Source organism: Rhodococcus ruitaii, from assembly GCF_055230935.1.
The window spans coordinates 101,647-113,519 of record NZ_JBUYWC010000014.1; the positions used below are offsets into that span (position 1 = coordinate 101,647).

Annotated in this window: 12 protein-coding genes; 1 reads left to right on the top strand and 11 read right to left on the bottom strand. The window is 64.8% G+C overall.

Translation table 11 applies throughout. The features are described from left to right. Window position 1 precedes the first annotated feature (1 nt). The 8 genes from ACZI8W_RS18670 to ACZI8W_RS18705 form a co-directional block, all read right to left on the bottom strand. Window positions 2-664: a TetR/AcrR family transcriptional regulator gene (locus tag ACZI8W_RS18670; RefSeq protein WP_463370007.1), complete on the bottom strand. Its 663-nt coding sequence runs from the start codon at window positions 662-664 to the stop codon at window positions 2-4. A gap of 41 nt (window positions 665-705) precedes the next feature. Beyond that, window positions 706-1,896: an elongation factor Tu gene (gene tuf, locus ACZI8W_RS18675; protein WP_463370008.1), complete on the bottom strand. Its 1,191-nt coding sequence runs from the start codon at window positions 1,894-1,896 to the stop codon at window positions 706-708. 92 nt (window positions 1,897-1,988) lie between these two features. Next, window positions 1,989-4,091 carry an elongation factor G gene (gene fusA, locus ACZI8W_RS18680; protein ID WP_463370009.1) on the bottom strand — a complete coding sequence of 701 codons (2,103 nt, stop codon included), beginning with the start codon at window positions 4,089-4,091 and terminating at the stop codon, window positions 1,989-1,991. 144 nt (window positions 4,092-4,235) lie between these two features. Then, entirely contained in the window at window positions 4,236-4,706 is a 471-nt protein-coding gene (gene rpsG, locus ACZI8W_RS18685) for a 30S ribosomal protein S7 (protein ID WP_054714779.1), read from the bottom strand. Then, window positions 4,706-5,080, bottom strand: coding sequence for a 30S ribosomal protein S12 (rpsL, locus tag ACZI8W_RS18690; protein WP_132471708.1), 375 nt, complete (start codon window positions 5,078-5,080; stop codon window positions 4,706-4,708). Before rpsL ends, rpsG begins: the two co-directional genes overlap by 1 nt. 330 nt (window positions 5,081-5,410) lie before the next feature. Further along, window positions 5,411-5,956: a DUF3558 domain-containing protein gene (locus ACZI8W_RS18695; RefSeq protein WP_463370078.1), complete on the bottom strand. Its 546-nt coding sequence runs from the start codon at window positions 5,954-5,956 to the stop codon at window positions 5,411-5,413. A 17-nt stretch (window positions 5,957-5,973) separates the two neighbouring features. Further along, complete coding sequence (locus ACZI8W_RS18700; RefSeq protein WP_463370010.1) at window positions 5,974-6,540, bottom strand: DUF3558 domain-containing protein; 567 nt, start codon at window positions 6,538-6,540, stop codon at window positions 5,974-5,976. 11 nt (window positions 6,541-6,551) lie between these two features. Continuing rightward, window positions 6,552-7,181: a TetR/AcrR family transcriptional regulator gene (locus ACZI8W_RS18705; RefSeq protein ID WP_463370011.1), complete on the bottom strand. Its 630-nt coding sequence runs from the start codon at window positions 7,179-7,181 to the stop codon at window positions 6,552-6,554. A gap of 101 nt (window positions 7,182-7,282) precedes the next feature. Between ACZI8W_RS18705 and ACZI8W_RS18710 the strand changes: the two genes are divergently transcribed. Continuing rightward, complete coding sequence (locus tag ACZI8W_RS18710) at window positions 7,283-7,819, top strand: TetR/AcrR family transcriptional regulator (RefSeq protein WP_463370012.1); 537 nt, start codon at window positions 7,283-7,285, stop codon at window positions 7,817-7,819. A gap of 32 nt (window positions 7,820-7,851) precedes the next feature. Here ACZI8W_RS18710 and ACZI8W_RS18715 read toward each other — a convergent pair whose 3' ends face one another. The 3 genes from ACZI8W_RS18715 to ACZI8W_RS18725 are packed head-to-tail and all read right to left on the bottom strand — an operon-like array spanning window position 7,852 to window position 11,865. Further along, on the bottom strand, window positions 7,852-8,652 hold the full coding sequence (locus ACZI8W_RS18715) for an enoyl-CoA hydratase family protein (protein ID WP_463370013.1): 801 nt from the start codon (window positions 8,650-8,652) through the stop codon (window positions 7,852-7,854). Between the two features lie 13 nt (window positions 8,653-8,665). Beyond that, window positions 8,666-9,826 carry an acyl-CoA dehydrogenase family protein gene (locus tag ACZI8W_RS18720; RefSeq protein ID WP_463370014.1) on the bottom strand — a complete coding sequence of 387 codons (1,161 nt, stop codon included), beginning with the start codon at window positions 9,824-9,826 and terminating at the stop codon, window positions 8,666-8,668. Next, a complete protein-coding gene (locus ACZI8W_RS18725; RefSeq protein ID WP_463370015.1) occupies window positions 9,823-11,865 on the bottom strand; it encodes an acetyl/propionyl/methylcrotonyl-CoA carboxylase subunit alpha in 2,043 nt (680 codons plus the stop codon). Before ACZI8W_RS18725 ends, ACZI8W_RS18720 begins: the two co-directional genes overlap by 4 nt. Between the last annotated feature and the right edge of the window lie 8 nt (window positions 11,866-11,873).

Genomic DNA, 11,873 nt, shown 5'->3' on the forward strand with positions numbered 1-11,873 from the left:
CTTACAGTCCTACGTTGTCCGCATACATGTCCACTGCCCGGTCGAGCAGGCGACGCCAGCGGTCGCCGCCGGGATCGTTCGCAAACTGAGCGTCGATCAGCCCACCGACGAGTGCGACAGCGAGATCCACGCTGGGTGCGTCGCGAACACCGAGATCTCTCAGCACATTCCGCAACAGATCGAGTGCCTGCAGGGACGGCGCGTACGACTCGGCGCTCGGTTGGAAATCGCTGATTATCCGCTGATTCATCAGCTGGTGCCGGGCAAGGTCTTCGACACAGAAGTCGAAGAAGGTGGCTGCGACGGAACGCAGCGCATCCCGGGGCGCGTCGGGCAATCGTTCTGTGCATTCCGTCATCGCGATCAGGCATTCGTTCCAGGCCTGGCCGAACATTGCATCGTAGAGTTCGTTCTTCGATGCAATGTAGCTGTACAGCGACGGTGGCCGCATACCCACTCGGTCCGCCACATCCCGAAGGGTCATAGTGGCCAGGCCGCGTTCGCGGGCGATGTCCCAAGCGGCTGCGAGAATCTCGGACCGAGCCGCCGAACGACGTTCGGAAACCCAATCCCGATTCGATCTACCTAACACAATTAGGACGATCCTCCGGGAGGAAGCGGTTGTCAATGGTTCCCGGAGACGACAACGCCGAACGGCGCCCACCCTGACGGGTGGACGCCGTTCGAGCGTCAGTGAGTACTAACTCACGCGATGATCTTCGTGACGCGACCGGCGCCGACGGTGCGGCCACCCTCGCGGATCGCGAAGCGGAGGCCCTCGTCCATGGCGACCGGCTGGATCAGCTTGACGGACATCTCGGTGTTGTCACCGGGCATGACCATCTCGGTGCCCTCGGGAAGGGTCACAACACCCGTCACGTCCGTGGTACGGAAGTAGAACTGCGGACGGTAGTTGTTGAAGAACGGCGTGTGGCGGCCGCCCTCTTCCTTGTTGAGGATGTAGGCCTGGCCCTCGAACTCCGTGTGGGGAGTCGTGGTGCCCGGCTTGATGACGACCTGGCCGCGCTCGACGTCTTCGCGCTTGATGCCGCGAACCAGCAGACCGACGTTGTCGCCCGCCTGGCCCTGGTCGAGCAGCTTGCGGAACATCTCGATGCCCGTGACCGTGGTCTTGGTGACGCCGGGCTTGATGCCGACGATCTCGACCTCTTCGTTGACGTTGACCACGCCACGCTCGACACGGCCGGTGACGACCGTACCGCGACCCGTGATGGTGAAGACGTCCTCGACGGGCATGAGGAACGCCTTCTCGGTCTCGCGAACCGGGTCCGGGATGGAGTCGTCGACGGCCTGCATGAGGTCTTCGACCGACTTGACCCACTTCGGGTCGCCCTCGAGAGCCTTCAGAGCGGAGATCGGGATGACCGGAGCTTCCTCGTCGAACTCCTGCGAAGCGAGGAGTTCGCGGACCTCCATCTCGACGAGCTCGAGGATTTCCTCGTCGTCGACCATGTCGGCCTTGTTCAGGGCGACGAGGATGTAGGGCACGCCGACCTGACGAGCGAGCAGCACGTGCTCGCGCGTCTGCGGCATCGGGCCGTCAGTGGCGGCGACAACGAGAATCGCGCCGTCCATCTGAGCAGCACCGGTGATCATGTTCTTGATGTAGTCCGCGTGACCGGGAGCATCGACGTGCGCGTAGTGGCGCTTGTCGGTCTGGTACTCGACGTGGGAGATGTTGATCGTGATACCACGAGCCTTCTCCTCGGGAGCCTTGTCGATCTGGTCGAACGCGAAGCTCTCGTTGAGATCCGGAAACTTGTCGGCCAGCACCTTGGTGATCGCAGCCGTGGTGGTCGTCTTGCCATGGTCGACGTGACCGATGGTGCCGATGTTCACGTGCGGCTTGGTCCGCTCGAACTTCGCCTTCGCCACTGGAATGTCCTCCTGGACTGTTGTTGCGTGCAGTATGCAGCAGTGCGGTTTGTATTACTTGGTCGTGCAGACGACCGGTTCCAACCCGAAGGTTACTCGCCGGTGGCCTTGGCGATGATTTCCTTCGAGACGTTCGACGGAACCTCTGCGTAGGAATCGAACACCATGGAGAAGTTCGCGCGGCCCTGGGTCTTCGACCGCAAGTCCCCGATGTAACCGAACATCTCCGAGAGCGGAACCAGCGCCTTCACGACACGGGCACCACTGCGTTCCTCCATGGCCTGGATCTGGCCACGGCGGGAGTTGAGGTCGCCGATCACGTCACCCATGTACTCCTCGGGTGTGGTGACCTCGACGGCCATGAGCGGCTCGAGGATCACCGGGGCAGCCTTACGGGCCGCTTCCTTCAGCGCCTGGGAGCCGGCAATCTTGAACGCCATTTCGGACGAGTCCACGTCGTGGTAGGCGCCGTCGAGGAGCGTGACCTTGACGTTGACCAGCGGGTAGCCGGCGAGCACACCGTACTGCAGGGCGTCCTGTGCACCAGCGTCGACCGACGGGATGTATTCGCGCGGGACGCGGCCACCGGTGACCTTGTTCTCGAACTCGTAGGTCGCGCCGTCCTCACCCGTGAACGGATGGAGGGCGATGATGACCTTCGCGAACTGACCGGAGCCACCGGTCTGCTTCTTGTGCGTGAACTCGTGCTTCTCGACCGCCTTGGTGATGGTCTCGCGGTACGCGACCTGCGGCTTGCCGACATTGGCCTCGACCTTGAACTCGCGACGCATGCGGTCGACGAGGATGTCGAGGTGGAGTTCGCCCATGCCGCCGATGACGGTCTGACCGGTCTCTTCGTCGAGCTCGACGGTGAACGTCGGGTCCTCTTCGGCGAGCTTCTGGATCGCGGTGCCCAGCTTCTCCTGGTCGGACTTGGTCTTCGGCTCGATCGAGACCTGGATGACCGGATCCGGGAACGTCATCGACTCGAGGACGATGGGAGCGTCCTGCGCACAGAGTGTGTCGCCGGTCGTGGTGTCCTTCAGCCCGATCATGGCGTAGATGTGGCCTGCGACGGCCTCGTCGACCGGGTTCTCCTTGTTGGCGTGCATCTGGAAGAGTTTTCCGATGCGCTCCTTCTTACCCTTGGTGGCGTTGAGCACCTGGGCGCCCGGCTCGACCCGGCCCGAGTACACACGAACGAAGGTCAGCTTGCCGAAGAACGGGTGCGCAGCGATCTTGAAGGCGAGAGCCGAGAACGGCTCCTCCTTGCTCGGCTTCCGCGTGAGGGTGGTCTCCTCGTCGTTCAGCTTGTGCCCGATGACCTCGCCGATGTTGAGGGGGGTCGGCAGGTAGTCGATGACCGCGTCGAGCATGGGCTGGATGCCCTTGTTCTTGAACGCGGTGCCGCACAGCACCGGGTACAGCTCGGAGTTGACCGTCAGCTTGCGGATGGCGCCCTTGATCTCGGCGACCGTGAGCTCCTCACCACCGAAGTACTTCTCCATGAGTTCTTCGTCGGACTCGGCGACGGTCTCGAGCAGCTTCTCGCGGTACTCGGCGACCGTGTCGGCGAGATCGGCAGGGATCTCCTCGACGGTGGCTTCCGTGCCGATCGCGGTGGTGCCGCGCCAGGTGAGAGCCTTCATCTCGACGAGGTCGACGACGCCGTCGAAGTCGTCCTCGGCACCGATCGGAATCTGCAGGACCAGCGGCTTCGCGCCGAGACGGTCGATGATGGTCTGCACGGTGAAGAAGAAGTCCGCACCCATCTTGTCCATCTTGTTGACGAAGCAGATGCGGGGAACGTCGTACTTGGCGGCCTGGCGCCAGACCTGCTCGGACTGGGGCTCGACGCCCTCCTTGCCGTCGAACACGGCGACTGCACCGTCGAGGACGCGCAGCGACCGCTCGACCTCGACCGTGAAGTCGACGTGGCCGGGGGTGTCGATGATGTTGATCTGGTTGTTGTTCCAGAAACAGGTGACGGCAGCGGAGGTGATGGTGATACCACGCTCCTTCTCCTGCTCCATCCAGTCGGTGGTGGACGCACCGTCGTGGGTCTCACCGATCTTGTAGTTGACACCGGTGTAGAAGAGGATGCGCTCGGTAGTGGTGGTCTTACCGGCATCGATGTGCGCCATGATGCCGATGTTGCGGACCTTGTTCAGGTCGGTCAGCACTTCCTGTGCCACAGGTAAACCCCGCTCGTAGCTCGTGTCGGTCCTTGGGTGCGGACCACATGTTCTTAGGTTGTCAGCCGGCCTTTACGGGACCGACACAGATGTGCGAGCAGCCGGCCGGGGGATCATATGACGATCCGCCCGACCAGCGTCGACTCACCAGCGGTAGTGCGCGAACGCCTTGTTGGCTTCAGCCATCTTGTGCGTGTCCTCGCGACGCTTCACAGCGGCACCGAGGCCGTTGCTGGCATCGAGAAGCTCGTTGGCGAGACGCTCGACCATGGTCTTCTCACGACGCTGGCGTGAGAAGGTGACCAGCCAGCGCAGGGCCAGCGTGGTGGAACGGCCGGGACGAACCTCGACCGGAACCTGGTAGGTGGCGCCGCCGACACGACGGCTGCGCACCTCGAGGGCGGGCTTGACGTTGTCGAGCGCGCGCTTGAGGGTGACGACCGGGTCGGTGCCGGTCTTCTCGCGAGCCTGCTCGAGCGCCTGGTAGACGATGCGCTCTGCGGTGGACTTCTTGCCGTCCAGGAGGATCTTGTTCACGAGCTGGGTGACCAGCGGCGAACCGTAGACCGGGTCGGCGATCAGGGGGCGCTTCGGAGCGGGTCCTTTACGTGGCATCAGCCCTTCTCCTTCTTCGCTCCGTAGCGGCTACGTGCCTGCTTGCGACCCTTGACGCCCTGGGTGTCGAGCGAGCCACGGATGATCTTGTAACGCACACCGGGGAGGTCCTTCACACGACCGCCACGCACGAGCACCATCGAGTGCTCCTGGAGGTTGTGGCCTTCACCCGGGATGTACGCGGTGACCTCGACCGAAGAGGTCAGGCGCACGCGAGCGACCTTACGAAGTGCCGAGTTCGGCTTCTTCGGGGTGGTGGTGTACACGCGGGTGCACACACCACGACGCTGCGGGCTGCCCTTCAGGGCCGCGCTCTTGACCTTGGCGGTCTTGTCGCGGCGACCCTTGCGGACCAGCTGATTGATAGTTGGCATCTATCGGCTTTCTCGTTGTCTGGAGCTGCTCAGGCGAGCAACACTGGCTGTTCTGAAATTAGGGATCCATCGGTTGGGGCAAGGAAGCAACTGCCCCGCACTCGCACCCCGTGCGCACACGAGGTCGGGTGTGTCGCGTACCCCCACACAGGCAGCCGGGGACTCGCACCTGCAGATATCTACAGACCGCGTGTACGGCATCGCCTCGCATAGGCACACAGATCGGTCCGGGCACGCCGGACACGACCCACAACGATACCCGGCGGCGACGCATGCGGTCAAAGCGAGACGCGTCGAATGACCGCACGTCGGCGCGGCATGGGCGAGAAATCAACTGCTGAGATTGAGGGTGAGCCGTGCCAACGTAGCAGCAGCCTCACAGGGGTCCGCGCCACCGGTCGTGTACTGCACCCACCACCCGAAGATCCCCGTGGTCGCCGCACCGGCGGAAACCCCACAGGACAACGGGTCGTTCGGCCGGCGCATCTGCAGGGCTCGTCTACCTTCGACAGTGGTGTCCTCGACCGCGTACCCGAGATTCTCGCCTGCTGCACGCTCATGCTCCAGCGAACCGGTTTCGAACCAATTGAACGTGACCTTCACAACTCCCGCGGGCCCGTCTCCTTCCCACCGGCAGATCGCCCCGAAAAATCCCCGGTAGACCGCGGTCGCACCCACCGTCTCTGCGATCTTCTCGTCGGCAACGGCGTCACATTCGGTGAGCAACTTGGCGAACTCGGCCGTAAGACCACCACCTACGCCCTGCGGCACCGCGCGGCCCTCGATGCTCTGCCCACAGCCTGCCAGCACCGACGCCACCCCGATGAAAGCGGCAATGCTCGCACCCACGCGACGGAGCCGGGTCGGAGTACCGATCACGTTCACACCCCCGATCACGGCCGCGCCCTCTCTACACTCAGTTCGGCGAGGTCACGTGCGACAACGCACGAATCAGCCGTCGGCGTGAAGTTCGCATAGGTCACCGACCAGTGGATGAAATCACCGCCGAAATCCACACCGATCTCGCACAGGACCGTCTGTCCCACCTCATTCTGGGCGGAGCCCATGAAGCCCGGATGACCACCGATCCGGACGTCGGTCGCGGGCCGCCCGATCAGGTCCGACCCCGCACGCTCGCGACCGATCGGACTACCTCGGTACCACGAGAAGCTCACACTCGGGCCACCGACGTAGGTCTCCCATTCGCATCCCACCGAGTTGCGGGTGACCGTGGAGAATGCCCCCAGAGCGAAGGCCGCTTCGACCTCGTCGTCGGTAATCGAGCCGCATTCGCCGAAGACCGGCCCGGGGTCGGTGACTTGCAGCGCGGTGGTGGCGGGGCCGGCGCTTCCCCCGTCGTCGTCCGATGCTCCGCACCCGGTCACGAACACTGCGGCGAGCGTGGCCATCGCCACGGTCGCCGGCATCCTCCCGGTGCGACCGGTCCCCTCGGCAGACATGTGCACAGACACTACCCAGCTGTCCCTCCGCTCGCTTGTCGTCTGCGCGCATCGACCAGGACGACGTCGAATTGAGCCGCCCAGTGCCGCACTATCTCGGTGCGGCGACGCGAATCATCGGTCAGGACATCCGCGAGGCCCAGTCCCCGCGCGAGGTCGAGGGTCGCCTGGACCATGCGGTGGACGACAGGGTCGGAGTCGTCGACGCCGAGTTGTTCGATCGCGGCGCGGTGCGCGACCCGTCCGAATCGTTCTTCGAGGGGGACGATACGTTCACGCAGCGCCGGATCGGCGGCTGCTGCCGTCCACACCTGCAGTGCAGCCTTGAACAAGGTCCCGGAGTACTGCTCGACGATGCCCGCGATCACCCGTTCGGTGTGCGCGAGGCCGGGGACGCGATCGAGGTTCTCATCGCGAACCTGATCCATACGACTGTCGAACATGAACTCGAGCGCCGCGGTGATGAGATCTTCCCGGGTCGGGAAATGGTGTTGCGTCGCGCCGCGTGAGACCCCGGCACGCTGCGCGACTACTCCGACGGTCGTTGCAGCCCAGCCTGATTCGGCCAGCGTATCGATGGTGGCCTCGAGCAGACGTAGACGTGTCGCCCTGCTGCGGTCCTGCTGCGGTTCGCGTGCCATCGGTTCCTTCCCTCCATCCCGAGACCGTCCGTGTCTGTCGCCGCTCCGTACACTCGTAACCCAGGACGAGACAGAAGGGCAGTTTCACTGTGGCAACGTTGGTGAGACGCGACGATTACTTCGACGCTGCGATCGAACTTCTCTCGTCGAACGACTACGGGGCGCTCAAACAGGCGCAGCTGTGCGCGCACCTCGATGTCACCACGGGTTCGTTCTACAACTATTTCGCCAGCTGGGCGCAGTTCCGCAAGAAATTCCTCGAGAACTGGCTCGAACGGCAGACGACCCGGCTCGTCGCGACCGCGCGTCTCGAAGCCTCGCCGGTCCGGCGCCTCGAGATGCTGATCGACTTCGCGTGCGGTCTCCCTCACAGCGCCGAGTCGTCGATCCGAGGCTGGGCGCACACCGATGCGGAAGTGCGTTCGGTACAGGCCACCGTCGACCATCAGCGGTACCTGGTAGTGGTCGAAGCGACGTCGGCAATTCTGGGTGACGGCGAGGCCGCCGAGGGCTTCGGGCGCACCGCCCTCTACTGCCTCGTCGGTTATCAGCAGACCGTTCCGCTGCCCGCGCCGGACACCCTGCGTTGGGGACTTCAACGAATCCTGCGCGAACTCCTGGACACAGCAGAGCGCTGAGCAGGCCCGCCCGAACACCGGAGGCCGGTTCGTCACGACCGAACCCAGGACGGCGGCCGTCGCTGCAGAAAGGCCGTCATCCCTTCGGCTGCTTCGGCCGACCCGAACAGCCGGGCCGAGTGCGCGGCGAGGTCGCCGCTGTGGCGATCGAATTCCTCGAGGATCTGTCGGGTGAGCAGCCGCTTCGACTCGGCGAGCCCCTGCGGTGAGCACTCGCGGAACTCGGCGAGCAGTTCCGCGACGGTGCCGGCCGGATCGTCCGCGGTGACGGTCACCAGCCCGTATGCGAGGGCCTCTTCCGGACCGAAACGCTCCCCGGTGAGGAAGTACCGTGAGGCCGCCCGCGACGACAATCGCGGCAACACCGTGAGGGAGATGATCGAGGCAGCCAACCCCAGACGTGCCTCGGTGACCGCGAAGGTTGTTCGCGGCCCGGCAACGACGATGTCGCACGCACCGACGATCCCTATTCCTCCGGCCCGGACGTGGCCGTCGATCTGCCCGACCACGGGTTTGGGTGTTTCGAGGATCTGTCGCAGCACATCGACCATCTCGCGGGTCCGATCCGCGGCCATTTCCTCCGGTGTCCCTCCCGAATCCTCCCGTCCTGCCTCACGCAGATCCGCGCCGGCACAGAATGTTCCGCCGGCATGCGTGAGGACGATCGAGCGCACCTGCGGATCCGCGCTTGCGTCGTCGAGCCCGCGACGGAGTTGATGTATCAGGGCGGGTGACAGGGCGTTGCGGTTGTGTGGTGAGTCCAGTGTGAGGGTCGCGACACCGTGCGCGACGTCGTAGCGCACGAGTTGCTCAGCGGATTCGGTGTGCGTCATGGTGTTCCTTGCCCTAGTAGGAGCGAGGGAGTCCCAGCGAGTGCTGCGACACGAAATTCAGGATCATCTCGCGGCTGACCGGGGCCACCCGCGCGATCCTGGCAGCACCGAGCATCGCGGCGAGCCCATACTCTCGGGTGAGGCCCCCTCCCCCGTGCGTCTGAATGGCCTGGTCCAAGCTTGCGATCGCAGCCTCACCCGCGGCGTACTTGGCCATGTTCGCGGCCTCGGCCGCGCCCGCATCGTCACCACTGTCGTAGAGCGAGGCGCCCTTCTGCATCATCAGCTTGGCGAGTTCGACTTCGATCTTGCGCTGCGCCAGCGGATGTGAGATGCCCTGGTGGGCACCGATCGGATCCTTCCAGACGATGCGTTCGTTGGCGTACGAAGTCGCGGCATCGAGCGCGTAGCGGCCCATGCCCACGGCCATCGCGGCCCCGAGGATACGTTCGGGATTGAGTCCGGCGAACAACTGCGCGAGCGCAGCATCGGGCTCGCCCACGAGCGCGTCCGCGGGCAGACGAACGTCGTCGAGGAAGAGAGCGAACTGGCGATCGGGTTCGATGATGTCCATCTCCATCGGGGTCTTGACGAACCCGGTGGTCTCAGTGGGAACGATGAAGAGTGCGGGACGAAGTTTTCCGCTCGCGGCATCCTCGGTGCGGGCGACGATGAGTACCGCGTCCGCCTGGTCGACGCCCGAGATGAACACCTTGTTGCCCGACAGGATCCAGTTGTCGCCGTCCCGCCGCGCGACGGTGCCGATCTTGTGAGAGTTCGAACCCGCTTCGGCTTCGGTGATTCCGAACGCGATGATCTTCGATCCATCGGCGAGACCGGGCAACCACTGTTGCTTCTGGTCTGCGGTGCCGTACTTGGCGATGATGGTTCCGCAGATGGCCGGCGACACGACCACAAGCAACAAGCCGCATCCGTGCGCGGCGAGTTCCTCCTGCACGAGTGCCAATTCGTAGATTCCGGCACCGCCGCCGCCGTACTCTTCAGGGAGGTTCACCCCGAGGAATCCGAGTTTCGATGCCTCCGCCCACAGTTCGGTCAGCGGCTCGTGCCTGCGCGATTTCGGCAGCACGTAATCGACGTAGTTGTAGCGCTGCGCCAGGGCCGCTACAGACGACCGGAGTGCCTGCTGTTCCTCGGATTCGGTGACGTTCATTCACGAGCTCCTGATGTTGGGGATCGTTCCTCACCCGACGGATGAGCGTCGGTGGACACCACGGCCAGCACTGCACCGACGTCGACCTGCGAGCCGGCGTGGACGTTGAGTTCGGTGAGTGTCCCTGCCCGGGGAGCGGTGACCGTGTGCTCCATCTTCATGGCCTCGAGCCACAGGATGGGCTGACCGACGGCTACCGTGTCGCCCAGGGCGGCGCCGAGCCGGATCACCGATCCCGGCATCGGAGCGAGCAGCGAGCCCACCGCGTGGTGCGACGCGGGGTCGGCGAATCGGGGCACCACGTCCAGACGTACCGGCCCCAGCGACGAGTCGACGTACACGGCATCGCCGTACCGGGCGACGGCGAACTCACGGCGCACCCCACCTCGCTCGAGGACGATGTGATCGGGAGTGCACACGACGGCGACCACGTCGGTGAAACCTTCGGTCACCAGCCCATTCCGAGTGCGGCGGTAGCGGATCTCGTGCTCTCCGTGTGTCCCGATGAACGTCTTGACCTGCGGCGCCGACGCAAGATTGCGCCACCCGGCTGGAAGCTTCGCACCGACGGTCGCGGCGGCGCGGTTGCGCTCGGAATCCGCAAGGGCGGCGGCCAGAGCCGAGATCGCCTCCGTTTCCGGGGTTGCGATCGGCTCCGACAACGCGACGAGACCGTGCGAGGCGAAGAATGCGGTGTCGGTATCGCCCGTGAGGAACGCGGGATGTCGCAGGACGTTGACCAGCAGGTCGCGATTCGTGCGGACGCCATGGATCTCAGCCCCCACAAGGGCTTTCGCGAGCAGCCGCGCAGCCTGCATCCGCGTCGGCGCGTAAGAGACCACCTTGGCGAGCATTGCGTCGTAGTGGATCCCCACGTGTGATCCGTCGACGACACCAGAGTCCAGACGGATTCCGGGACTGCGCAGTACCCCGAATTCGGTGTCCGCTCCCGGTACCGCGATCCGGTGCACCACACCGGTCTGCGGCTGCCATTCCTCGGCCGGGTCTTCGGCGTAGAGCCGGACTTCGATCGAATACCCTCGAGCCGGAGGCGGTTCGGGAGCGAGCCGGCCCCCTGCTGCGATATGCAATTGCAGGTCGACCAGATCGAGACCCGTCACGCATTCGGTGACGGGGTGCTCGACCTGCAGGCGGGTGTTCATCTCGAGGAAGTAGAACTCTCCCGATTCACCGGCAGCGAGGAACTCGACCGTGCCCGCGCCTTCGTAGCCGATGGCTTCGGCGGCGCGACGGGCCGCGTCGAACAAGTTCTCGCGCATGCCCGCAACCGAGTCCACCAGCGGGGACGGCGTCTCCTCGACAACTTTCTGATACCTGCGCTGGATGGAGCATTCCCGCTCACCGACTGTCCACACCGTCCCGTGCCGATCGGCGAGGATCTGCACCTCGATGTGTCGTCCGTGTTCGAGGTAGCGCTCGCAGAACACCGTCGGGTCACCGAATGCCGACTGCGCTTCGCGGTGGGCGGCCTCGAGCTGCGCGGGCAACTCGTCCACCGACCGCACGATCCGCATGCCACGTCCGCCGCCGCCTGCAGAGGCTTTGATGAGCACCGGAAGGTCGGCGTCGGTGACCTGGGCGGGGTCGAGTTCCGAGAGAACCGGGACCCCGGCGCCTGCCATGATTTTCTTCGCCTCGACCTTCGACCCCATCCGGGAGATGGAGTCGGGACGCGGGCCGATCCACGCCAGTCCTGCGTCGAGGACCGCCTGCGCGAAATCGGCATTCTCGGAGAGGAATCCGTACCCGGGATGGATCGCATCCGCTCCCGCTGCGTGCGCCGCCGCGATGAGTGCATCGGCCTGCAGATACGTCTCGGCCGGTGCAACACCCGGAAGCCGGACCCCGACGTCGGCATCGGCGACGTGCGGGCTGCCGGAGTCTGCGTCGGAGAACACCGCGACGGTGCCGAGACCCGCACGACGGCACGAAGCAAACACGCGGCGGGCGATCTCCCCGCGGTTGGCGACGAGCACGGTGCCCACGGTCGTGTCGTTCCCCGTCTGTGTCTGTTTCACATCACGCA

Coding starts and splice junctions, on each gene's coding strand:
- rpsG (WP_054714779.1), bottom strand. CDS start 4,706: ATGCCACGTAAAGGACCCGCTCCGAAGCGCCCCCTGATCGCCGACCCG.
- rpsL (WP_132471708.1), bottom strand. CDS start 5,080: ATGCCAACTATCAATCAGCTGGTCCGCAAGGGTCGCCGCGACAAGACC.
- ACZI8W_RS18700 (WP_463370010.1), bottom strand. CDS start 6,540: ATGTCTGCCGAGGGGACCGGTCGCACCGGGAGGATGCCGGCGACCGTG.
- ACZI8W_RS18705 (WP_463370011.1), bottom strand. CDS start 7,181: ATGGCACGCGAACCGCAGCAGGACCGCAGCAGGGCGACACGTCTACGT.
- ACZI8W_RS18715 (WP_463370013.1), bottom strand. CDS start 8,652: ATGACGCACACCGAATCCGCTGAGCAACTCGTGCGCTACGACGTCGCG.
- ACZI8W_RS18720 (WP_463370014.1), bottom strand. CDS start 9,826: ATGAACGTCACCGAATCCGAGGAACAGCAGGCACTCCGGTCGTCTGTA.